At 61.1% G+C, this 21186-nt stretch carries 22 protein-coding genes; 8 read left to right on the forward strand and 14 right to left on the reverse strand.

Features of this window, described 5'->3' with window-relative positions:
- Positions 1 to 16 precede the first annotated feature (16 nt).
- The 13 genes from ACR0AC_RS11585 to ACR0AC_RS11645 all read right to left on the reverse strand — a co-directional run bounded on the left by ACR0AC_RS11585 (position 17) and on the right by ACR0AC_RS11645 (position 12056).
- Complete coding sequence (locus ACR0AC_RS11585; RefSeq protein WP_480584326.1) at positions 17 to 478, reverse strand: DUF2946 family protein; 462 nt, start codon at positions 476 to 478, stop codon at positions 17 to 19.
- Between the two features lie 90 nt (positions 479 to 568).
- Entirely contained in the window at positions 569 to 832 is a 264-nt protein-coding gene (locus tag ACR0AC_RS11590) for a hypothetical protein (RefSeq protein WP_170630722.1), read from the reverse strand.
- Positions 789 to 2312, reverse strand: a complete 1524-nt coding sequence (locus tag ACR0AC_RS11595) for a cytochrome D1 domain-containing protein (RefSeq protein WP_480873495.1) — start codon at positions 2310 to 2312, stop codon at positions 789 to 791. The genes ACR0AC_RS11590 and ACR0AC_RS11595 overlap by 44 nt, the downstream gene beginning before the upstream one ends.
- 76 nt (positions 2313 to 2388) lie before the next feature.
- Positions 2389 to 3603, reverse strand: coding sequence for a heme d1 biosynthesis radical SAM protein NirJ (gene nirJ, locus ACR0AC_RS11600; protein ID WP_480873497.1), 1215 nt, complete (start codon positions 3601 to 3603; stop codon positions 2389 to 2391).
- A gap of 3 nt (positions 3604 to 3606) precedes the next feature.
- Positions 3607 to 4089, reverse strand: a complete 483-nt coding sequence (gene ahbB / locus ACR0AC_RS11605) for a siroheme decarboxylase subunit beta (RefSeq protein WP_170622474.1) — start codon at positions 4087 to 4089, stop codon at positions 3607 to 3609.
- Positions 4086 to 4535 carry an Lrp/AsnC family transcriptional regulator gene (locus ACR0AC_RS11610; protein ID WP_480873499.1) on the reverse strand — a complete coding sequence of 150 codons (450 nt, stop codon included), beginning with the start codon at positions 4533 to 4535 and terminating at the stop codon, positions 4086 to 4088. Before ACR0AC_RS11610 ends, ahbB (ACR0AC_RS11605) begins: the two co-directional genes overlap by 4 nt.
- The gene (gene ahbB, locus ACR0AC_RS11615; RefSeq protein WP_480873500.1) at positions 4532 to 5521 is read right to left on the reverse strand and encodes a siroheme decarboxylase subunit beta; all 990 of its coding nucleotides are present in this window, start codon (positions 5519 to 5521) and stop codon (positions 4532 to 4534) included. Before ahbB (ACR0AC_RS11615) ends, ACR0AC_RS11610 begins: the two co-directional genes overlap by 4 nt.
- Before the next feature lie 3 nt (positions 5522 to 5524).
- Positions 5525 to 6670, reverse strand: a complete 1146-nt coding sequence (locus tag ACR0AC_RS11620; protein WP_170622471.1) for a cytochrome D1 domain-containing protein — start codon at positions 6668 to 6670, stop codon at positions 5525 to 5527.
- Positions 6670 to 7077 (reverse strand): c-type cytochrome, encoded by a 408-nt coding sequence (locus ACR0AC_RS11625; protein ID WP_480707836.1) that lies wholly within the window; start codon positions 7075 to 7077, stop codon positions 6670 to 6672. The genes ACR0AC_RS11620 and ACR0AC_RS11625 overlap by 1 nt, the downstream gene beginning before the upstream one ends.
- A complete protein-coding gene (gene cobA / locus ACR0AC_RS11630) occupies positions 7070 to 7831 on the reverse strand; it encodes a uroporphyrinogen-III C-methyltransferase (RefSeq protein ID WP_170622470.1) in 762 nt (253 codons plus the stop codon). The genes ACR0AC_RS11625 and cobA overlap by 8 nt, the downstream gene beginning before the upstream one ends.
- 185 nt (positions 7832 to 8016) lie before the next feature.
- The gene (locus ACR0AC_RS11635; protein WP_480873503.1) at positions 8017 to 8418 is read right to left on the reverse strand and encodes a cupredoxin domain-containing protein; all 402 of its coding nucleotides are present in this window, start codon (positions 8416 to 8418) and stop codon (positions 8017 to 8019) included.
- Positions 8419 to 8472: 54 nt separating this feature from the next.
- Positions 8473 to 10257 (reverse strand): NapC/NirT family cytochrome c, encoded by a 1785-nt coding sequence (locus tag ACR0AC_RS11640; RefSeq protein ID WP_480873505.1) that lies wholly within the window; start codon positions 10255 to 10257, stop codon positions 8473 to 8475.
- Between the two features lie 122 nt (positions 10258 to 10379).
- Positions 10380 to 12056: a cytochrome D1 domain-containing protein gene (locus ACR0AC_RS11645; protein WP_480873507.1), complete on the reverse strand. Its 1677-nt coding sequence runs from the start codon at positions 12054 to 12056 to the stop codon at positions 10380 to 10382.
- Positions 12057 to 12291: 235 nt separating this feature from the next.
- Between ACR0AC_RS11645 and ACR0AC_RS11650 the strand changes: the two genes are divergently transcribed.
- The 7 genes from ACR0AC_RS11650 (at position 12292) to ACR0AC_RS11680 (ending at position 18987) form a co-directional block, all read left to right on the forward strand.
- A complete protein-coding gene (locus tag ACR0AC_RS11650) occupies positions 12292 to 13473 on the forward strand; it encodes an NnrS family protein (protein ID WP_480873509.1) in 1182 nt (393 codons plus the stop codon).
- Positions 13474 to 13571: 98 nt separating this feature from the next.
- Positions 13572 to 14021 carry a c-type cytochrome gene (locus tag ACR0AC_RS11655; protein ID WP_480873511.1) on the forward strand — a complete coding sequence of 150 codons (450 nt, stop codon included), beginning with the start codon at positions 13572 to 13574 and terminating at the stop codon, positions 14019 to 14021.
- Positions 14022 to 14037: 16 nt separating this feature from the next.
- Positions 14038 to 15405 (forward strand): cbb3-type cytochrome c oxidase subunit I, encoded by a 1368-nt coding sequence (locus ACR0AC_RS11660; protein WP_170630743.1) that lies wholly within the window; start codon positions 14038 to 14040, stop codon positions 15403 to 15405.
- Between the two features lie 5 nt (positions 15406 to 15410).
- The gene (locus ACR0AC_RS11665; RefSeq protein WP_480873513.1) at positions 15411 to 16220 is read left to right on the forward strand and encodes an AAA family ATPase; all 810 of its coding nucleotides are present in this window, start codon (positions 15411 to 15413) and stop codon (positions 16218 to 16220) included.
- Between the two features lie 9 nt (positions 16221 to 16229).
- Positions 16230 to 18152, forward strand: coding sequence for a nitric oxide reductase activation protein NorD (locus ACR0AC_RS11670; protein ID WP_480873515.1), 1923 nt, complete (start codon positions 16230 to 16232; stop codon positions 18150 to 18152).
- Entirely contained in the window at positions 18149 to 18697 is a 549-nt protein-coding gene (locus ACR0AC_RS11675) for a cytochrome c oxidase subunit 3 (protein ID WP_170622461.1), read from the forward strand. Before ACR0AC_RS11670 ends, ACR0AC_RS11675 begins: the two co-directional genes overlap by 4 nt.
- A 5-nt stretch (positions 18698 to 18702) precedes the next feature.
- Positions 18703 to 18987: a cytochrome C oxidase subunit IV family protein gene (locus tag ACR0AC_RS11680; protein WP_480873518.1), complete on the forward strand. Its 285-nt coding sequence runs from the start codon at positions 18703 to 18705 to the stop codon at positions 18985 to 18987.
- A gap of 53 nt (positions 18988 to 19040) precedes the next feature.
- Here the strand turns inward: ACR0AC_RS11680 and hemA are convergent, their stop codons facing one another.
- The gene (hemA, locus tag ACR0AC_RS11685) at positions 19041 to 20264 is read right to left on the reverse strand and encodes a 5-aminolevulinate synthase (protein ID WP_480584356.1); all 1224 of its coding nucleotides are present in this window, start codon (positions 20262 to 20264) and stop codon (positions 19041 to 19043) included.
- Between the two features lie 183 nt (positions 20265 to 20447).
- Here hemA and ACR0AC_RS11690 point away from each other — a divergent pair, with 183 nt between their 5' ends.
- The gene (locus tag ACR0AC_RS11690; RefSeq protein ID WP_170622458.1) at positions 20448 to 21149 is read left to right on the forward strand and encodes a Crp/Fnr family transcriptional regulator; all 702 of its coding nucleotides are present in this window, start codon (positions 20448 to 20450) and stop codon (positions 21147 to 21149) included.
- Positions 21150 to 21186: the final 37 nt, after the last annotated feature.

The following is a 21186-nucleotide window of genomic DNA, read 5'->3' on the forward strand; positions in this document are numbered from 1 at the left end:
GCATGGATTGCGCGACTTACGACCACGGCGCACCTCCGGTAACTTGGGTGAACGCCATGGGCGCGCGCAGGGCGCGTTCAGTTGTGTCTTGGGGCGCCAACGGGGGGCCGCGGGTTTCGGGCCACAATCGTTTCACATCGTATACAAAGACCTGATCGGGGTTTTCGCAGCGCGCGGTTTGAACAATCCCGAACCGTGTCACGGCAGGCAGTTCGGGCACAGGAGCCCCCGAGGTGACGGCGCACAGGGCGCAGTCAGCGCATTTCGGGCAGGGCGCGGTCGGGTCATCGGTTTCTTCAAGATCCACCTCAACCCAAACCGCGCCGCCCTCCGAGCAGATTTCGATCCATGTGCTGTCCCCGGCGCTCGCCAGCGCCGGGCCAAGCATTTGCAAAAGCAACAGGAAAATGCCCACCACACCGCACGCCGCACGGGACACGCGATCAAGAAAGGTATGCGGGGGGCGGCAGATGAGCATTGAGAATCCAACTCGGCGTTCGTTCCCAAAACCTATGAGATTCTCTCAGGCCGACACTTGACTTAGGTCAGGTGTCTGAAAAATTCTGACCTACCCATCCGCCTCATCCATCAACCCGCGCACCCAGCGCCCGGCCAGCCAAGTTGCCGGAATACCGAGCGGAATCGACCACAGGATCGCAGGCACCGGTTCGATTGCGCTGAAGCCCGCGCTGTGCAGGATCAGGCCCAACAGAAACAGGTTGATGGCCACGGTCAGCATCGTGGCAGGATAGAGCAGAATGGCCAGTTTCCAGACCGGCCATCGCCCGTCAGTGGCTGGTGCCTTCCGAGAAGGTGATTTTGTTCCAGACATTGTATTTCCCAGACGGTTTGCGCATCGGCAGGCGGCGAACCTCTTCCAGCGTCTGCGCGTCATAAACGATCACCGCGCCGTCATCTTCCCAGATCGACACCAGCGCGTGACTGCCATCTTTGGTGAACTCCACATGGGCCACGGTCTTGCCGGGGGCGGGGCGCAGAGTCCTTACGATCTCAAGGCTTTGCTTGTCGATCACATGCATCGCGTCCTTGTTGGGGCCAAAGAACACATCGGCCCAGACATAAGGCGAATTCTCATGGCTACGCATGAAGAAACCCGGCCCTTCGGTCTTGATCCGTTTAACAGTTTCCCAGCTTTCCATATCGATCACCGACACGGTGCCATCGGTCAGATGCGGTGTTGCCATCACGGTCGTATCACCATGTTTCCACGTGATGCCCGAGCCCAGATGCGGCATCCCCGGCAGGTCCAGATCTGCCACCTTGTGCCCGATAACCAGATCAATCACCTGCCCGCCCTTGCCGTCGCGGGATGCGCCCATCACGTATTCATAGCTCTGGTCGAAAAAGAAATCGTCCAGATAGTCGAGCGTGGTGATCTTGCGCACCGGGAAGGGGTCGGGGTTCTTGAACTGACCTTCGATGCGAAAGTCATGACCCAAACCGAATTGCGGCGGATTGGCCCCGTAAAAGACCTCCCAAATCTCGGGCACGTCCTTCAGGGCCAGCACAAAGCTTTCGCGCGGAGGTGCCTGATACACGGCCGAGACGCGGCTGGGCTGGCCCTTCTTGCTTTTGACCTCGATGACCTTGGCGACCGAGAGGTCTTCGGTCGACAGCAGGGTCAGGCTGTTTGGCAGGTAATTCGCCACCGCCACCCATTTGCCATCCCCCGACATGGCGATGTTGCGGCTGTTCAGGCCCGCACGCACGCGGCCCACCTGATGCAGCGCCCAGATGTCGTATTTCTGCACCCAGCCATCGCGGGACATGATGAACACAAAACGCCCATCGGGGCTGAATTTCGGCCCGCCATGCACGGCAAACGGGGTCTCGAACCGGTCCAAAACCTCGAACGTATCGCCGTCCAATACGCTGACGTGATGATCCCCGGTCTCGACCGCCAGAGTGATGTTCATCGGGTCGCTGTCCCAGACGGGCGCTTCCACCGGCACATAATCCTCGTCCAGAGACCGGCTGGCCATGATGTCGGCCTCGCCCCATTCCGGGTCGGTTTCCAGCGGAGATTTCAACCAGCCCGCCAGTTCCTCAATCTGCAAGGCGTCCAACTCATGCGAGAACCCCGGCATCTGCGTGGCCGCGCGCCCTTCGGCGATCACCGCCGCTACCCGTGGGCCCCGCATCCGCTTCAACGTTTCAGGGATCAGCGCAGGCCCAACCCCGCCCAGCCTGTTTTCCCCATGGCACGAGGCACAATGTTCCGCATAATCCGCAGGCGCATCAGCCCAGGCCGCGCCCACGCTCAAGATCGAACACAAAACCCCGATCTTCATCTTTTCAAAAATACTCCCGCCGGAGGCTCCTGCACGCACCACCCGCGCAGGGGCCGGGCGAGCAGAGAAAACGGTATCAAAAGAACTGATGCGCCGGATCATGACGTTTCCCCCGGAACGGCGTGACCTGCAGGCGTTCACCTGCATCATCCACACCGATTTCTTGATTTGACAGATAGCAGGCCGGATCTTCGGCCCAGGGATCGCCGGTCAGTTGCAGGGCGCGGATACGGGTGTTGCCGCCGCAGACATCCTTCAACTGACACGCCCCGCATCGCCCTTTCAGCGGGCGCGGGCGGGTGCGCAGCATCGCCAGCATCGGGTCATCGCTGGTCCAAAGCTCGGAAAATGGCTGGGTCTTCACATTGCCGACCGTGTAATCGGACCAGTAGGTATCGGGATGCACCCGCCCCAGATTGTCGATATTGGCCACACCCAACCCGCTGGAATTCCCACCCCAGGCGGCCAGATGTTCGCGCACATGGGCGGCCTTGGCGTCGTCGAAATGCGCCCGAACCCAGTTCAGAAAATACCCTGCATCAGCGTCATTGTTGCCGGTCACGATGTCCAGCGGACGCCCGCCCGAGGCCGCTTCCCAAGCGCGTGCCAGCAACAGGTCCAGCCCCTTGCGGGTGCGCAGATGTTCGGCATCTTCACCCCGGTTCTTGTCACCGCGCCCGGCATAGACCAGATGGGACAGATAGAACTTGTCCACACCTTCGTCATCGCACAGATGCAACAGGTCGGGCAGGTGATGCTGGGTGCCTTCAGTCAGACAGAACCGCAGCCCCACCTTGATGCCGCGTTTCTTGCATTCGCGCACGCCGCGCAGGGCGTCGGCAAAGGCGCCTTCAACCCCGCGGAACCAGTCATTCGTGGCCCCGATCCCGTCCAGCGAAATGCCGACATAGTTGAAGCCCACATCGGCGATCATGTCGGCGGTTTCGTCGTAAATCCGCGTGCCGTTGGTTGACAGCGCCAGCATCGGTACCAATTCGCGCGCGCGTCTGGCGATGTCGAAGAAATCGAACCGGTCCAGCGGTTCTCCACCCGACAGGATCAGGGCCAGAACGCGAAACTGGCCCAGATCCTCAAGCGTGACCATGGCTTGCTCATGGCTCAGCTCGCCCGGAAAGGCCACATCCGCCGAGACGGTATAGCAATGGCGGCATTTCAGATTACAGCGCCGCGTCAGGTTCCAGATCACCACCGGTTTCACCGGGCCGGGGCGGCGTTTGCGCACCGGGGTCGGTTTCACAAGTTGGTGCATGTATTCGGTCAGGCGGAACATGTCTCAGCCTTTCTTTTTCAGGCGCAGTCCGGTTTTTTTCAGGATGCGCGTGGAATAGAGTATGTCTTTGGCCCGGCAGGCATCACCCAGAATCGCGGCGATCTGCGCGCGCTTTTCCTCGACCTCGTCCCGGTCGGCGCCGTGGACCATGGCAAACAGGTTATAAGGCCAGCCCGGCAGGGCGCGCGGGCGTTCGTAGCAATGGGTGACAAAGGGCAACGCGCCGATATGAGCGCCCAGTTCAGCGATACAGCCGTCGTCAACATCCCAGACGGTCATGCCGTTCGATGTCATTCCCAGCTTGTAGTGGTTCGGAGCGGCAGCGATACGGCGGATCACACCGCGCGATTTCATGTCGGCAAGGCGGGCCAACAAGGCGTTCTCGTCGATGCCAAGATCTGCCGCGACCTGCGCATAAGGCGCGGACACAAGAGGCAACCCGCCTTGCAGCGCTTCGATAATCTCTCTGTCTGATGCGTCGATCATGCCGCCACCCGGAAGCCGATGAAGAATTCCTGCAATTTGGGGAAACGGAGAACTTCGATCCCGGTTTCCCGTTCAATCGCTTCGGCGACGGCCCCAATCCCCTCGGGCGTTTCGGTGGCCAGCACGAACCACATGTTCAGCCGGTGCGTGCGTTCATAATTATGCGCCACCTCAGGGTGTGCATTGACTTTGGTCAGGACGGTTTCGAAATCCTTGGGCGGGACCGCCATCGCGCACAGGCAGAACGCGCCACCCATGGCAGCCGCGTCGAAGAAGGGGCCAAAGCGGGTGATGATGCGGTCTTCTTTCATCCGCGACAGGCGGGACAGCAGATCGCTTTCTGCAATCCCCAATTCGTCGGCGACGGTGGCATAGGGGTGCGAGGTCAACGGCAGGTCGTCCTGCATCCTGTTCAGGATTGCGCGGTCTGTTTCGTCCAGCGTCATGCGGCGGCCTCTTTCGGTTGGATCAATGCGCCGGTCTGTTTGAAGCAGCGGGTCGAGAACAGCACTTTGCGTTGCGCACCAAATAGTTCCGGCAGGGCGGCGGCCCCTGCCAAGACCTCCATTGCTTCTGGGCGCGAGCGCGCGTGGATCATGGAATAGAGGCGATAGGGCCAGACATCCTCGACCGGGTTACGCTCGTAACACAGCGTGACACCGGGATGCGCTGCCAGCGCCGGGCCTGCGGTGCTGACCTGCTCGGCCGGCATATCCCAGACCACCATCGCGTTGGCGGACCATCCCAGCGCCCTATGCCGCACGATGACCCCAAGGCGCGAGATAATTCCGGCGCCGTGCAGGGCCTCAATCCGGTCCATCACCTCGCCCATATCGCGGTTCAGGCTCCGGGCCAGCGCGGCGTAGGGTTCCGCGACCAGCGACAGGCCAGAGCTAAGCGCCTGCAACAAGGGGCGGTCCCCGTCGCGCATGGCCGCGCGATCCACTTTTCGCGGGCCGGGAACATTGCGGGTTTTGCCGGACATGCGGAACCCAAGATCGACGTTGAAGGGCCGCACCAGACGCAGGTCCAGAACCCGCAATCCGGTTTGGTTGCTGATCCGGGCCAGAGTGTCGTTGACATGCGCCCGGTCCGGGCCGGTGGCCACGAACCACAGGTTCCAGTCATCCTCGCGCTGGTAATTGTGGTTCACGCCGGGTTCCGCGTCGATCAGGGCGGCAATGTCTTCCAGACGTTCCTCGGGCGCGGCTACGGCGGCCAGGGTGCTGGCCGAAACCGCGCCCGGCGCAATGGTTGCGCCAACCCGCGTGATGCGCCCGGTCTTGCGCATCCGCGCCAGACGGTCGAGCACTTCGGCCTCGTCGAGCCCCAGAGCGTCGGCCAGAACCTGAAACGGGCGTTCGGTGATGGGAAAATCGCGCTGGAAATCGTCCAGCAGGCGGCAATCAATCGGATCGGTGATATGTTGCATCGCTTACAGCCCCGTTCTGTGCGCGCGGGCGGTGAAGAAGATGCCGGATGGACTGTCGGCCTCGATTTCCCGCAGTTTTTCAAACGTTTGCGTGTCATAGACCATGACCTTGCCCGCATCGCGCACGCTAAGCCAGACTTCGTGCCCGCGCGGTGTGAACTCCATATGCAGCACCGCCGGGCCGGGTTTGAATTCGTGGACGATCTCTTTGGTCACGGAATCGATCACCTGAATGGTGTCGTTCAGCGGGTGGGCGAAGTTCACCCAAACCTGCCGCCCGTCAGGCCGCGCCATGGCAAAGACCGGCTGGCCGTGGGTTTTGGTGCGCCCGGTTTCGGTCAGGGTGTCGGCGTCGATCCACAGAACCTCGTGATGGCCGACCGCAGGCAAAACGAACTCGCGCCCGGTCAGGGCCCAGCCTTCCAGATGGGGCATTTTGTAAACCGGCATTTCCTCTTGCCCGCGCCCATAGTCGGGCAGCACGCGAATTGGCTCGGGGCTATCGGCCCACAGATCCAGCGCGGTCAGGCCGTCCTCGCCAAACAGGCCGGTGATATAGGTGCGGCCATTGGCGGTGATCAGCGCGTCATAGGGGTTCTTGCCCATCTCGGGGATTTTGGTGATCGCGGGGTTGCCCTTGGCAAAATCGGCAATCCAGGTTTCGCCCGTGTCCCACATGGTGAACACGAACCGGCGGCCCGGCGCATCGACCAGACCGATGGTTTTGCCGCCCGTGGGAATGTCGGCGACCATCTCAAGCGTCTCGGCATCGAACACGCGCACGCCGCCGGGTTCATAATTCGACACGGCGACCAGCTTACCATCGTCCGAGATCGCGCCGCCAATGGCATTTCCGGCCTGCACGACACGGTTTGCAATCTGGCGAGTGACGATATCGACTTTGGTCAATCCGCCGTCGCGCCCGAACACATAGGCAAACCGTTCATCGGGCGAATAAACCAGAGAGGCATGGGACAGATCGCCCAGCCCTTCGATCCGCGCCAGCGCCGCGCGGTCGGACTGATCCACCAACAGGACCGAGCCTTTGGCGCGTTCGATCACCAACCCTAGATCTCCGGTTGCGGTGGGTTCCGCCTGCGCGGTGGTCATCATGAGGGTGGCGGCGAGGGTCAGGATCAAATGTCTCATTATTCCTCCTGTTCCAGCAGATAGCGGGCGATCCATTCGGCCTCTTCTTCGCTGATCAGGGGCCGCCAGGGGGGCATCGCAGTGTCGGGGATGCCGTCGAGGATCACACCGGTCAGGACCTCAGGGTCGTAGTGGTCCAGCGTTTCCGAACGCAGATCCGGGCCAAGGCCGCCCTTCAGCGACAGCCCGTGGCAGGAACCGCAATCCTGATGGACAAGGCGTTTCAGAGCGTTCGGGTCGAGCGTGTCAGCAGCGAATGCTGTGGTGGCCACAAGCACGGCAGATGTAAGTAGAACTGAAGGCAGCGACCTGCCGCGGGTGGGCGAGAAGCGCCCGCCCGGGGGGGCGCTCGGGCGCTGCCCTGCGGTGCCACCGGGCGCAACGTTTCTGCGTCCAAGCTTAGCCATGGGCCTGCTCCAGTAATTCGGCCACGGGGCGTTCGGCGTAAAGCGAGACCACCTTGCCGATGATGAACAGCGTGGGGGCTTGCAGCCCGGCCTCGCGCACATCTGCGGCCAGCCGATCCAGCCGGGATACAAGGCGGCGTTCATCGGGCAGGGTCGCTTTGCCAACGGCCAGAACCGGGGTTGATCCGGGCAGATTCTCGGTCATCAGCCCCATGGCGATCTGGCCGATATTGGCCACGCCCATATAGACAACCAGCGTTGTCTCGGGGTCGGCCAGACGTTTCCAATCCAGATCCAGCACCTTGTCGGCCTGCCGGTGCCCGGTGACATATTGCACCGAGGTCGCCAGCCCGCGATGGGTCAGCGGCACACCGGTGGAACAGGACGCCCCCTGTGCCGCCGTGATGCCGGGCGCGTATTCCACCGCGATGCCATGGGCCATCAGATAGGCGGCCTCTTCCGAGCCGCGCCCGAAAATCATCGGGTCGCCGCCTTTCAGCCGTGCAACCGTGTGGCCCGCGCGGGCTTCGTGAACCAGGATTTCATTGATACGGTCCTGCGGCACCGTATGGCATTTGGGCGCTTTGCCGACCGGGATCAGCCGCGCACCAAAAGCGTGCAAATCGAGGATATCGGCCGAGACCAGACGGTCATAAACCACCACATCTGCCTCTTGCAGCATCCGCAGCGCACGCAGGGTCATCAGTTCGGGGTCGCCGGGGCCTGCGCCAATCAGAAAAACCTTACCGCTCATGTGCAAACTCGCTTGGTCTGAATGTCTTCGGAACCCAGGTTTTCCTGCGCGATCTGGTGACGTTGCTGGGTCAGCCGGGCGTGTCATGCGCCAAGACTGCCGCAACCAAAAAAGAACCTCCTTGACTAAAGTTAAGGAGCGCGGGATTTGCGCCCGCGCTCCTTTCTCTTGCCTGTAGTCCTGCCTTAGGGTTCGACGGTGATCATTCCGATCATGTTCTGCGTCTCCCAATGCGGGCCGCACAGATAGTCCTGCGGACCGGGGGTGAGGAAGGTCAGATCAACCGATTCCTCAGGGAACAACCGGTCGCTTTCGGGCGCGCTGCCGTCTTTGAGCAAAACGGAGTGGCTGGTCCTTTTGTCCACATTCACCCAGCGCACCGTTGTGCCTGCCTTGACCGTCAACTCGACCGGGCAGAACGTGTATTTATACATCAGCACCACCTCGGCATCCTCGACAGCGGAAGAGGGTTGACCGAACAGTTCGACATAGCGGTTTTCGGCCTCGGCACACAGTTCGGCAGTGTCATCGGCCCAGGCGGGCGCAGCCAGAAGCAGCAGCGCGGGAAGAAGGTGTTGGGGTTTCATCGTCCAAATCTCCTCTTCTAAGCGGAAGGGGCCGGATTATCCGGCCCCTGTCCATTATTGTTTGACCACGTTGATGAAGGCGCTGTCGTCGTCCAGCGCCAGGCTGGTATCCAGCGTCACGTGGTGGAACCGTGCGGCGGCAAAGTCATCATGGATGGCAAAGCCGACGGTATAGGTCTGCCCGGCCTCAAGCGGCACATCACCGGCTGCGCCCGAGTTCAGCGGACGGGTGAAGACCACGGTCCACATACCAGCGTCGAGGCTGGCCGAGGCGGCGATGTCACCGTCATTGACCACGCGCTGTTCCAGCAGGTAGCCGTTGGTGGCGCTGCCGTCCGCATAAACCCGCATCAGGTCCAGATAGGTGCCGTCTGCCAGATATTGCTCGATCTGCTCAGCCGCTTGCAGTTTGTCCCAACCACCCAGCGCCTTGCCGCGACGGCCTTTGATTTCGACCTCGGTCCGGCTTTCGCTGATGTATTTGGTTACCGTGTCCTGTGCGGTCAGACGACCCGAGACATCCCCGTTGGCGGCAATCGCCTCGGCACCCGGATCAAAGGGCATATAGCTGTTGTCGGCGTGGCACGAGGCCCAGCAACCCACCTGATCACCCAACTCGATCCCGGTGCCGGTGATCATCATGGCAACCTTGATCTGGTTGTCGGGGTCCATCTTGCCACCGTCGACAAACGGCGCCGGGTTGTGACCTGCATCCGGCCATTGCAGGCGGATGTAGAGGTTTTCATCATCATGCGCTGCCTGAACGGTTGCGTCGATCACACCGCGTTTACCGGCGATCGGCGTTGGTTCAAGCTCGCCACCAGCCACGATCTTGTTGCCGATCGCATCCAGTTCGGCGGCGTGACAGGTGGTGCATTTGTCCCCACCTTTGGTCAGAGGCCGTGCGCCGCCGTGAGATCTGCCGTTCTGGACCCATTCGAACGAGGCCTGACCGGGATAGAACAGCTTCATATCCGCAGTTGGAACCGCAGCCCAATCGACATTCGTGCCGACATCGCTACCGCCACCGGCCGGTGCAGCCGCTTCTTCGCCCGAAGCTTTGGCCCGTTCTTCCGCAACCGCCGCGTCAACCGCTGCCGCGATCTGAGCCTGTACCGCCTCTTGCTGAGCCACACGCGCGGCTTTTTCGGCCTCGGCTTCGGCGGCTTCCTTGGCTTCGATCCGCTCGAGGCTGGCCAGGTATTCGGCCGGAATTTCGCGAATGAATGCGGGGTTCGGGGCTTCGAGTTCTTCCAGATACTCTTCGTCGGCCCGGTCGCGGGCGTCCGAATGTGCGATCCCCTTGTGACAGTCGATACAGGTCTGGCCAACGGTCATGGCGTTCAGGTGCTGCTGACGAGCGCGGGGTTTCTGGAACTCGGGCATCATCGATTCGAAATCGTGACAGTTGCGACACTCGCGCGAGTCGGTGGCCTTCATCCGTTCCCATTCGTTCATCGCCAGATGCACGCGCTTGGCTTCGAACTTTTCGCGTGTGTTGATGGTGCCGACCATCTTGCCATACAGCTCTTTCGAGGCCTTGATCTTGCGGATGATCTTGTGGGTCCAGTCCTTGGGCACGTGGCAGTCGGAACAGACCGCGCCGACGCCGGATCGGTTCACGTCGTGAATCGTGCCGGTGTATTCCTCATAGACGAAATCGCGCATCTCGTGGCACGAGACACAGAATTCCTTGGTGTTGGTCGCTTCCATGGCGGTGTTGAATCCGCCCCAGAAGATAATGCCAGCGGCAAAGGCCGCAGCGATACCGGCCACGGGCATCCCCCACAGGAAATACCGGCGCCAGATCGGTGGTTTTTTGTCAGGTTCGGAGGTCATATCCGGGCTCCGTTGGCTGTTCTAACTGGCCCGGCGTGTCAGGCCGGCGCGTTTAGCTGATGGGGAAAACGAAGAAAGGGCGGGCGAGGGGCCCGCCCTTTCCGATTTGGGCTACGAACCCGTCAGGTGACGTGGTTCGAACGGTTGTAGACGTTGAACTTCCCGGTCGGAGCAAACAGCCCCTTCACGCGGCCGATCTCTTCCAGCGTCTTGGCGTCGTAGATCACGATCTCACCGTTCGGTTCTTTCGAGGTCGAGCGGTTCCACTTGGAAACCCAAACCTCGGATCCGTCCTGGTTGAACTCGAAGTGGACGGCGACGTTGCCTTCCTCTTCGGTGATCTGGATCGTTTTCACGATCTCACCGGTTGCCTTGTCGATGACCTGCACCGATTGCTGGATCTCAGGCTCGGGGTGCTTGGTCTGATCCGCCCAGATGTAATCTGATTCCGGGTGCGTCCGGATGAACAGACCGGGTCCGTCGGTTTCGACCTCATAGCAGGTCTGCCATGCCTGATCCGGGTGGCCTTCGGGGTCGTTGCCCCAAACGGTGACCGTGCCTTCGCCCAGGTGGGTTGTCCCGGCAACAGGACCGCAGTTCGGGTCATCCCAGTTGGCGCCCGGGCCGGGGTGCGGCAGCGGCGCGGTGTCGATCAGAGCTTCCAGCTTGTGGGTCTCGGTGTCGACCACAACCATCTTGTTCGACGCGTTTGCGGCGATCTGGAAGTAACGGCCGGTTGGATCGAAGAACCCGTCATGCAGGAACTTGGCGCTGTCGATCTTGTCGATCCGCAGGTTGTCCAGGTCGGTATAGTCCACCTGCCACAACTGACCGAGTTCCTTGACCGCCACGATCCATGTGGGCTCGTTCGGGGTGGTGTAGATTGCGGCCACGCGGGCCTCTTCCACGTAATCCCCGTCCACGTTGTAACCACGGGTCGAGACGACCTTTTTCGGCTCCATCGTGTGGGCGTCGACGATGGCGAAATGCGGCGGCCAATAGGCCCCACCGATCACGTATCTACCGTCACCCGACACGGCCACGTCGCGGGCGTCATAGCCAATGGTCACTTCGGCCACCAGCATGTTTTCCGGGTTCTGCCACAGGTCGATCTTGGTCATCTTGCCGTCGCGGCCCATGGTGTACCAGAAGCGGCCCGGGTTCTCCGGCTCTTCCAGTTTGTGGTGCTCGGACGCTTTCAGCACGTGCACCGCGTAACCGGTCGGAATATGCGCCAGCACTTCCTTGGTGTCGCCGTCGATCACGGCCACCTTGCCCACGTCACGTTCGATGACCACGAAGAAGTTTTCCCAGTTGCGGCCATGCAGCGGCTCGGTCGGGTAATCTTCGGGTTCGACATAGACCTTGCGGGTCGCCATCATCTGTTCAAGCGACATCTCGGGCGGCTTGGGCGGCTCCATCTGGATATAGGTCGCCATATCGCGGATCTCATCCTCGGACATCACGTCCGAGAAGTTGTTCATCCCGCCCTCGGTGCCCCATGCGATGATCTTTTCAAGCCGGTCTTGACCCAGTTTCAGGGTCCCGGATTCGGTCACGGTACCATCGGCATTCTTTGTTTTCACCAACGGTTCAAGGCTTTTACCGGTGGCACCCTTGCGCAACACGCCGTGGCAACCGGCGCAGCGTTCAAAGTAAAGTTGCTTGGAAGACTCGAAGGCTTCGTCGCTAAGTGTCGGGCCTTCAGCGAAGGTTGGCGCGGCGACGCTGCCCAGCAGCATCGCCAAACCGACCCCGAAGGCGCGGCCAGTTTTGTTGTAGCTGATTCCAAGTGACATGATCACTCTCCATTTGCTGGTGAGGCAGGTCCAAGGGTGGGACATCACGCGTTTGTCATCCTTGACGAAAGTCAACGCTGCCCCGGCATTTCGTAAACAAAAGCGGAAAAAGGGGCCCCTCAGGCACTTTAAAAAACCTGTGTCTGAGGGTCATATTTTCCGCAGCTTTTGATTTTGGTTAAGTCGCGGTCAGGAGCGCATTGCTAGGGCTTGGAAAACACCAAGGAGAGCAGCAATGCCCGCAATCATCACACGCGTTTTTGGTGAAGGGTTCCGTGTATTTTTTCTGTCGGCCGGTCTTTATGGCCTGTTTGTCGGTCTGGTCTGGGGCCTGTGGCTGACAGTGCCCTATCTGGCGCCGGAATACGGCATGACGCCGCCCATGTGGCACGCGCATGAGATGATCTTTGGCTATGCAACGGCGGCGCTTGGCGGGTTTTTCCTGACCGCCGTCCCGAACTGGACCGGCGCGCCGGACGCGCGCGCGCGGTTCATAACCCTGGCTGCAGGTCTGTGGCTGGCCGGTCGGATGGCGATGTGGTTTTCGGGGGCTCTGCCTGCGGCGCTGGTGGCTGTGGTTGATCTGGCCTTTGTACCGATTCTGGCCGCCAAGATCCTGACGCAGCTGATCAAACGTCCGAAACCGCAGAACATGGTCTTTCTGGTTTTGCTCAGCCTGATCTGGGTGGCCGATCTGATGACTCATCTGGAATGGATGGGGATCACCAACGACACGCTGCAAACTGGGCTTCGGGCCGGGCTTCTGACCCTGTGTGCGATGATCGCCATATTGGGCGGGCGTATCACGCCGGCCTTCACGCGCAACGCGATGAAGCGCGCAGGCGTGCCCGAGGTCAACTGGCCGGTCTCGGCCCCGGCATTCGACAAGGCAGGAATGGCCTTTGCCTTGCTGGTGCCGCTCTGTGCCTTGGTCCTGGGGGTCGGGCCGGTGGCGGGCGGGTTGGCGCTGGTTTTGGGCGTTGTGCAGATTCTGCGCATGGCCCGCTGGCGCGCGATCTGGGCGGCCCGGCAACCGATTCTGCTGGCGCTGCATCTGGGGCTTGCCATGCTGGCGCTGGGTCTGATCCTTTGGGGGCTGGCGGTTCTGGGTCTTGGGAACGAGGTCGCAGCCCTGCATGTTCTGGGCATCGGCTGCGTCGGTGGCATGACCCTTGCGGTCATGAGCCGCGCCGCGCTGGGGCATAGCGGGCGGGCGCTGGTTGCGCCTGCGCCGATGGTTGTGGCCTATGGGCTTATGGCGGTGGCTGCTTTGTCGCGCTGGGTCGGGGCCGAACTGAACGCCGGGTATCTGGTGGCGATGCTTTTGTCCGACGGTCTCTGGGTCGCGGCTTTTGCGCTGTATCTTGTCGCCATGTGGCCCGCTTTAACCGGCCCGAAGGCCGCCAAAACAGGCTGATCCGACTTCCTTTCCATAGTCTTGACTTTCGTTAAGGAGCCACCGCGCCCTTACCGCCATTGTGACCAGACTAGCTAATCTGCGCAAAGGAGAGCGCGATGCGAGAAGTCATGACAAAGAGCATGGCCCGCAATATTTTCTATGGCGGGTCCCTGTTCTTCATCCTCATCTTTCTGGCCCTGTCGGCCCATTCCCACCTGTATATCGTGCGATCCGAAAACGCGGCGAAGCTTGATGAAAGCGTGGTGCGGGGCAAGCACGTCTGGGAAAAACACGCCTGTATCAACTGTCACACGATTCTGGGTGAAGGCGCTTACTTTGCGCCCGAAGTTGCGAATGTGATGACCCGATGGGGCGTGCTGGACGACCCGGAATCAGCCTTTGAGGCGCTCAAGGGCTGGATGGAGGCGCAGCCGACCGGCATTCCCGGTCGTCGGCAGATGCCCAATTTCAACCTCAGCGACGAAGAGCTTCGTGACCTGACCAACTTCCTGATCTGGACGGACGATATCGACGCTCAGGGCTGGCCGCCCAACGAGGCGGGCTGAGAAAGGGAACGGAGCAATGAAATACGAAACCCAAAAAATCGCCTATGCCTACTTTGCAGTAGCCATGGCCCTGTTCGCGATACAGGTTCTGGGCGGCCTTCTGGCCGGTCTGATCTATGTGTCGCCCAACTTCCTGAGCGAGCTTCTGCCGTTCAACATCGTGCGGATGCTGCACACCAACTCTCTGATCGTCTGGTTGATCCTGGGCTTCTTCGGGGCGGCCTACTTTCTGATCCCGGAAGAAGCCGAACGCGAGATCCATTCGCCCAAGCTGGCCTATCTGCAGCTGATCATCCTTGTGGTCGGTACGCTGGGCGTGGTTGTGACCTATGTGTTCAACCTGTTCGAAGGCAACTGGCTGCTGGGCAAAGAGGGGCGCGAGTTCCTTGAACAGCCCAAATGGGTCAAGGCCGGTATCGTCGTGGCGGCGCTGATCTTCCTTTACAACGTGTCGATGACCGTTCTGAAAGGCAAGAAAACCGCAATTACCAACATCCTGTTGTTGGGTCTGTGGGGTCTGGCGCTGCTGTTCCTGTTTGCCTTCTACAACCCCGGCAACCTGTCCCTGGACAAGCAATACTGGTGGTATGTCGTCCACCTGTGGGTCGAAGGCGTGTGGGAGCTGATCATGGCCTCGATCCTGGCCTACCTGATGCTGAAACTGACCGGTGTTGACCGTGAGGTGGTCGAAAAATGGCTATACGTCATCGTCGCCGCCGCGCTGTTCTCGGGCATCCTTGGGACGGGCCACCACTACTACTGGATCGGTACGCCTGCGTACTGGCAGTGGATCGGGTCCATCTTCTCAAGCCTCGAAGTGATCCCGTTCTTCGCGATGATGGCCTTTGCCTTCGTCATGGTCTGGAAGGGCCGCCGGGACCACCCCAACAAGGCCGCGTTGCTGTGGTCGCTGGGCTGTGCCACGCTCGCCTTCTTTGGGGCCGGTGTCTGGGGCTTCCTGCACACGCTGCACGGGGTGAACTACTATACCCACGGCACGCAGATCACTGCCGCACACGGTCACCTGGCCTTCTATGGTGCCTATGTCTGCCTCAACCTGGCGATCTTCAGCTATGCGATGCCGATCCTCAAGAACCGTGATCCGTATAATCAGGTGCTGAACATGGGCTCGTTCTGGCTGATGACCAGCGGCATGGTCTTCATGACCTTTGTCCTGACCTTCGGCGGAACCGTGCAGACCCATATGCAGCGCGTGGTCGGAGATTACTTCATGGATGTCCAAGACCAGATCGCGATCTTCTACTGGATGCGCTTTGGCTCTGGTGTGGTGGTCGTCTTGGGTGCGCTGCTGTTCATCTACTCGATCTGGGTCCCCCGGAAAGAGATCATTGAACCCGGCGCGGCCGAAACCCCTGCGGAGTGATGGATATGGACGGCTCCATGAAAATGAACGAGGGGGTGGCAAACGCCCCCTTCTACCTCGCTCAAGGCGATGAATGCGATGTGTTCTGCGCTGCTTACAAGAATGATCTGCCGGTCTTGCTGAAAGGTCCGACAGGTTGCGGCAAGACCCGGTTTGTGGCCTATATGGCCGCTCGTCTGGGCCGCCCGCTTTATACCGTGGCCTGCCACGATGACCTTGCCGCCGCCGACCTGATCGGGCGCTACCTGCTGAAAGGTGGCGAGACCGTCTGGGTCGATGGCCCCCTGACCCGGGCGGTGCGCGAGGGCGCGATCTGCTACCTTGATGAAGTGGTCGAGGCCCGCAAGGACGTGACCGTTGTGTTGCACCCGCTGACCGACGACCGGCGCATCCTGCCGATCGACCGCACCGGCGAAGAGCTTGAAGCCGCCCCCGGCTTCATGCTGGTGGCCTCATACAACCCGGGATATCAGAATATCCTGAAAACCCTGAAACCCTCGACCCGGCAGCGGTTCATTTCGCTGGAGTTCGACTTCCCCTCGCCTCAGATGGAGGCCGAGGTCGTCGCACAGGAAAGTGGCCTGCCGCTGGAACGCTGCAAGCCGCTGGTCCGACTGGCCGGCAAGCTGCGCGGGCTCAAGGGTCAGGATCTTGAGGAAGGCGTCTCCACCCGTTTGGTCGTTTATGCCGCGACGCTTATTGCGCAAGGCATGTCCACCGACCGCGCCATCCTTGCCGCCATGATTGAACCTCTGACTGATGACGAGGACATCAAACGCGGGCTCCTCGATCTTGTCACGGCTGTCTTTGGGTGAGGCCGGCCGATGGTCAAGATCGATTTTGAGCCATGGGAACCCGAAGAAACGATCGGGAAACTGTGGCACACCCTTGCCAGCCGCCTCGATGCACCCCAGGTGCATGTTGGAGCCGCGGTCGACCTCTCAGAGGTCGCGGGGCGGCTGGCCGTCCTCTTTCGGGGACTTGGGGGTAGCCCGGGCGTTGAATTGCGCCCGGTCTCACCCGAAATTTCACACCACCGTCTGAACTGGCGCCGCCGTCTGGCGACCGAGGCCGAGATGATGCCGCGCGCCTCATTCGACGGTGAAGTTCTGCGCCTGCCCGACAGCCTGTCGGTTTTCCCCGCGCGCGAGGCCAATGGCGCGCTCTATGTCTGGCTGGCCGCTGCGGCGGCCCATGCCGGAACCCGCATTGACGAGGAAGATCCCCTGCGCGCCGATCTGCGCGCATTGACCGCTGCACAACAGATGATTGACGCGACACTGGAGGACGCGCCGGGCCTGCGCCCGCTATACGTCGAGCTTTGCAAAGGTCTGCTGCATCACCGCGACGTCCCCGACCTGCCGCCTGTTGAAGCCGCAGTCGAAGACCTGATCCGCAACATGCTGGGCGATCCCGCGCCCCTGTCCGACAGGGCCAAGGAATTGCTGGCGCTGGACGCCGATCTGACCGCCCCGCGCGGTTACCAGTCGTTCCGCCCGGTGCCCCTATGGCCGGAACTGCGCGCCGTAGGTTTTTCCGAACATAACGAAGTCGAAAACCCCGAAACCGAAGGCCCGCCCGAGGAATCGGGCGAAAAGACCCACCGCGCCCGCCGCCGCAAATCCGATCAGGCGAGCCGTAGCGACAGCTTCATCCTGCACAAGTTCGAGGCCATCCTCAGCTGGGCCGAGTTCCTGAACATCAACCGGCGCATCGACGATGACGACCCCGACAACGCCAAAAAGGCCGCCGACGATCAGGAAGAGATCGGGCTGGGTCAGATCTCCAAAGCACCGCCAACGCGGTTGAAACTGCATCTGGATTTGGCTCCGGAGGATGTGAATCGCGAGCGTCTGTCGGGCCGTATCCTGTACCCTGAATGGGATGTACGCACCGGCCAGTATCTGCCGGATCACGTTAACGTCCTGCTCTCGGATGCCGATATTCGCGAGGATGCCGCCGAGTTTGGCAAAGACCCCGCCACCGCCCACCGCATCCGCGCCGTCAAACGCCAGTTCGAGGCGCTGCGCCCCGGTCGCGTGATGACGCGCGGCCATCTGGACGGCGATCAGCTGGACATCGAAGCCGCCGTGCGCGCGCAAGCGGACCGCCACGCCAGTGGCGAAGGCAACGAACGTGTCTGGATGCAATCCCGCCCCGAGGCACGCGATCTGGCAGTGTCCATCCTGCTGGATGTCAGCCGATCCACTGAAAGCGCCGTCACTGGCCGCGCCGTGATCGACATCGAGCGTGAAGCACTGGCCGCGCTCGCCTGGGGCCTGAATGCCTGCGGCGACGATTTCGCCATCCACGCCTTCAGTTCGCTGAAACGCCAGCGAGTCTACGTCCAGCGCTGCAAACGATTTGATGAGCCGATGGGCACCAAGGTCGAACAGCGCATCGCGTCTCTGCGCCCGGGCCACTACACCAGGCTGGGCGCTGCGATCCGCCATTGCTCTGCCGATCTGGCGGCGCAGTCGCGCAAACGCCGCCTGCTGCTGGTCATCACCGATGGAAAACCCAACGATCTGGACCATTACGAAGGCCGCCACGGGATCGAAGACACCTGTATGGCCGTGCGCGAGGCGCGCCGGGCCGGGCATTCGGTCTTTGGCGTCACCATCGACAAAACCGGCAAAAGCTGGTTCCCACGCATGTTCGGACAGGGTGGTTTCGCTGTGATCCCCGATCCGCACCGCCTGACCATGGCGCTGCCGCAGATCTACCGCCAACTGGTCGGCGCATGAGCGACGCCTCTCTGATCGACGAGCTTCCGGGCGAGTTGCTGATGTGGGTGCTGATTATCTCGGAACTGCTGGTCTTCGGCGCGGGCCTGATTGCCTTCATGGGCGTGCGCCTGACCGACCCGGCAGGCTTTGCCGAGGCGCAATCGCATCTCTATCGCACTGGCGCGGCCTTCAATACCGTGGTCCTTGTGACCTCAGGCTATCTTGCCGCGCTAGCGTTGCGCTGGCGCCGCGCCGAACGCCGCCTCAAATCCCGGCTTGCCCTGACCGGGGCCGCGGCGCTGGGGATCGTGTTCCTGATCATCAAAGGCGTGGAATACACCGGCAAGGCCGCGCAGGGTATCACCTATGAAACCCACCCGTTCTTCCTGTTCTACTATCTGCTGACCGGCTTTCACGCCGCCCATGTCCTGGCGGGGGTCGCAATTCTGCTGCTGGTCGCCTGGCGCGATGATCCAAACAACATCGAGGCGGGGGCACAGTTCTGGCACATGGTCGATCTGGTCTGGATCATGCTGTTCCCCGTGATCTACCTGCTGGGATAATCGCCATGCTCGCCCCTTCATCTTTTCCCAAATACTCCCGCCGGAGGCGTCCTGACCCGCTCACACGCGCCTGGCTTGTCCTGCTGGCGCTCAGCCTTGCGTCGGCGCTGCTGACCCTGCTGCACAGCCCAAAGGTGTTGGCCGCCGCTGTTCTGACCCTTGCCCTGATCAAGGCGCGCGTGATTCTGGCGCGATACCTGGACCTGGCCCACAGCCCAAACTGGTTGCGGGGGTTCACCATGGTTCTGACCATCTTCTCGGTACTGATCTTCGGCCTCTACCTGATCTGAAAAAAGCCGCCCCCGACAGGGACGGCAGTCTGCAAAGCAAAGGGAGGCTTTGTTTATTGGGCTGCCATCGGCATCCTCGCGATCTGACAGCGTTGCCACAGGGCCGACAACGCCCCCACCAGATGGTCGATATCTTCATCGGTATGAACCGGTGACGGCGTGATCCGCAGACGTTCGGTTCCTTTCGGGACTGTGGGATAGTTGATCGGTTGGATATAGATGCCAAACTCCTCCAGCAGCGTGTCCGAGATGAACTTGCACTTCACAGGGTCGCCCACCATCACCGGGATGATGTGGCTGGGGTTGGGAAGATGTGGAATGCCCTCGGCATCCAGCCGCGCGCGGACCTGCGCCACGCGGGCCTTTTGCAGGTCACGTTCGGCATTCGACTGTTTCAAATGCCGGATCGAGGCGGCAGCCCCGGCGGCAATCGACGGGGGCAAAGCGGTTGTAAAGATGAACCCGCTGGCAAAACTGCGCACGAAATCGCACAGCGCGGCTGAGGCCGCAATGTATCCGCCGACCACACCAAAGGCTTTGCCCAGCGTCCCTTCGATCACGGTCAGGCGATCCATCAGGCCTTCGCGTTCAGCTATTCCGCCGCCGCGCGGACCGTACAAACCAACGGCGTGCACCTCGTCCAGATAGGTCATCGCGCCGTATTTGTCGGCCAGATCGCAAATCTCTTTGATCGGGGCGATGTCGCCATCCATCGAATACACCGACTCAAAGGCAATCATCTTTGGCGCATCCGGGTCAGCGGCGGCCAGTTTCGCCTCGAGATCCTCCAGATCGTTATGTTTCCAGATCACCTTTTGCGCCCGTGAATGGCGGATGCCTTCTATCATCGAAGCGTGGTTCAGCGCGTCCGAAAACACGATCAGTCCGGGGATTTTCGCGGCCAGAGTCCCCAGCGCGGCCCAGTTTGACACATAGCCCGAGGTAAATAGTAACGCGGCTTCCTTGCCGTGCAGATCGGCCAGTTCGGCCTCAAGCAGCACATGATCATGGGTGGTGCCGGATATGTTCCGTGTCCCACCCGCGCCCGCGCCGCAGCGGTCCAGGGCATCGTGCATTGCCGAAATCACCGCCGGGTGCTGGCCCATTCCAAGATAGTCGTTCGAACACCAGATCCGAACGTCCCGCTGGACCGGCCCATCGGTTTGGCGCGCATTCGGGAAAGACCCGCAGCGGCGTTGCAAATCGATGAAGACGCGATAGTTGCCTTCGTCCCGAAGGTCATCAAGGCTCTGGGTAAAAAATCGCTCGTAGTCCATGTTGCGGGCTCCCCGGATTACTGGCTTTGGATCAAGCGTAAGGCAGCGTCGCGTACCGCAACATGACAATTGTCAAGTGGCGCAGGCTTTAACAGAGCAGAGCTGCGTCCAGTTTGATATAGCTTAAGGACAGGGTGATCTGGCCGTGCTTGAAGGGCGGCGGGAAAGACACGGGGTATATTCATGTCGCATGAGCCACAAAAGGCAATCGCGCGCCAGTCGCTGCTGCTGCGCAGTTTACCGGATCAGCATGTGGAAACACTGCTGAGCCACGCGATCTGGCGTCAGTATGATCGGGGTGAGACAATATTTTTGCAGGAAGAGACCGCGCAGGCCGTTCACGTGGTACTGGCCGGATGGGTCAAACTGTTCCGCATGACCCCAACCGGCGCCGAGGCGGTTGTGAGCGTCTTCAAACGCGGCGACAGTTTTGGCGAGGCCGTCGCCCTGCGCAACGTGCCGTACCCGGTCTCGGCCGAGGCTGTTTCGACCTGCGAGGTGATGCATATTCCCAGCCCGATCCTGATCTCATTGATGAAAGAGGATCCCGAAATCGGAATCTCGATTCTGGCGTCAACCTTTACGCATCTGCATTCACTGGTGGCCCAGCTTGAACAACTGAAGGCGCAGACCGGCGCGCAGCGCGTGGCCGAATTTCTGCTGAACCTGTGTGATTGCGATGCCAGCGAATGTGATGTGTCCTTGCCCTATGACAAAATGCTGATCGCGGGCCGTCTGGGAATGAAGCCCGAAAGCCTGAGCCGCGCCTTTTCGCGGCTCAAGACAGTGGGCGTAAAAATCAATCGCAACCACGCCGAGATCTCGGACATCGACGCTTTGCGAAAATATGTTGAAGACGAGCCTTACAGCGGGAAGTCCTGGTAAGCGGATTTCCCTCGCGGGATCGGGATTACCGAACTGA

Source organism: Ruegeria sp. H7, assembly GCF_056532945.1.

Bases quoted from the DNA above. Each gene is read 5' to 3' on its own strand.
- ACR0AC_RS11585 (WP_480584326.1), bottom strand. From the start codon at position 478: ATGCTCATCTGCCGCCCCCCGCATACCTTTCTTGATCGCGTGTCCCGT.
- ACR0AC_RS11590 (WP_170630722.1), bottom strand. From the start codon at position 832: ATGTCTGGAACAAAATCACCTTCTCGGAAGGCACCAGCCACTGACGGG.
- ACR0AC_RS11595 (WP_480873495.1), bottom strand. From the start codon at position 2,312: ATGAAGATCGGGGTTTTGTGTTCGATCTTGAGCGTGGGCGCGGCCTGG.
- nirJ (WP_480873497.1), bottom strand. From the start codon at position 3,603: ATGTTCCGCCTGACCGAATACATGCACCAACTTGTGAAACCGACCCCG.
- ahbB (WP_170622474.1), bottom strand. From the start codon at position 4,089: ATGATCGACGCATCAGACAGAGAGATTATCGAAGCGCTGCAAGGCGGG.
- ACR0AC_RS11610 (WP_480873499.1), bottom strand. From the start codon at position 4,535: ATGACGCTGGACGAAACAGACCGCGCAATCCTGAACAGGATGCAGGAC.
- ahbB (WP_480873500.1), bottom strand. From the start codon at position 5,521: ATGCAACATATCACCGATCCGATTGATTGCCGCCTGCTGGACGATTTC.
- ACR0AC_RS11620 (WP_170622471.1), bottom strand. From the start codon at position 6,670: ATGAGACATTTGATCCTGACCCTCGCCGCCACCCTCATGATGACCACC.
- ACR0AC_RS11625 (WP_480707836.1), bottom strand. From the start codon at position 7,077: ATGGCTAAGCTTGGACGCAGAAACGTTGCGCCCGGTGGCACCGCAGGG.
- cobA (WP_170622470.1), bottom strand. From the start codon at position 7,831: ATGAGCGGTAAGGTTTTTCTGATTGGCGCAGGCCCCGGCGACCCCGAA.
- ACR0AC_RS11635 (WP_480873503.1), bottom strand. From the start codon at position 8,418: ATGAAACCCCAACACCTTCTTCCCGCGCTGCTGCTTCTGGCTGCGCCC.
- ACR0AC_RS11640 (WP_480873505.1), bottom strand. From the start codon at position 10,257: ATGACCTCCGAACCTGACAAAAAACCACCGATCTGGCGCCGGTATTTC.
- ACR0AC_RS11645 (WP_480873507.1), bottom strand. From the start codon at position 12,056: ATGTCACTTGGAATCAGCTACAACAAAACTGGCCGCGCCTTCGGGGTC.
- ACR0AC_RS11650 (WP_480873509.1), top strand. From the start codon at position 12,292: ATGCCCGCAATCATCACACGCGTTTTTGGTGAAGGGTTCCGTGTATTT.
- ACR0AC_RS11655 (WP_480873511.1), top strand. From the start codon at position 13,572: ATGCGAGAAGTCATGACAAAGAGCATGGCCCGCAATATTTTCTATGGC.
- ACR0AC_RS11660 (WP_170630743.1), top strand. From the start codon at position 14,038: ATGAAATACGAAACCCAAAAAATCGCCTATGCCTACTTTGCAGTAGCC.
- ACR0AC_RS11665 (WP_480873513.1), top strand. From the start codon at position 15,411: ATGGACGGCTCCATGAAAATGAACGAGGGGGTGGCAAACGCCCCCTTC.
- ACR0AC_RS11670 (WP_480873515.1), top strand. From the start codon at position 16,230: ATGGTCAAGATCGATTTTGAGCCATGGGAACCCGAAGAAACGATCGGG.
- ACR0AC_RS11675 (WP_170622461.1), top strand. From the start codon at position 18,149: ATGAGCGACGCCTCTCTGATCGACGAGCTTCCGGGCGAGTTGCTGATG.
- ACR0AC_RS11680 (WP_480873518.1), top strand. From the start codon at position 18,703: ATGCTCGCCCCTTCATCTTTTCCCAAATACTCCCGCCGGAGGCGTCCT.
- hemA (WP_480584356.1), bottom strand. From the start codon at position 20,264: ATGGACTACGAGCGATTTTTTACCCAGAGCCTTGATGACCTTCGGGAC.
- ACR0AC_RS11690 (WP_170622458.1), top strand. From the start codon at position 20,448: ATGTCGCATGAGCCACAAAAGGCAATCGCGCGCCAGTCGCTGCTGCTG.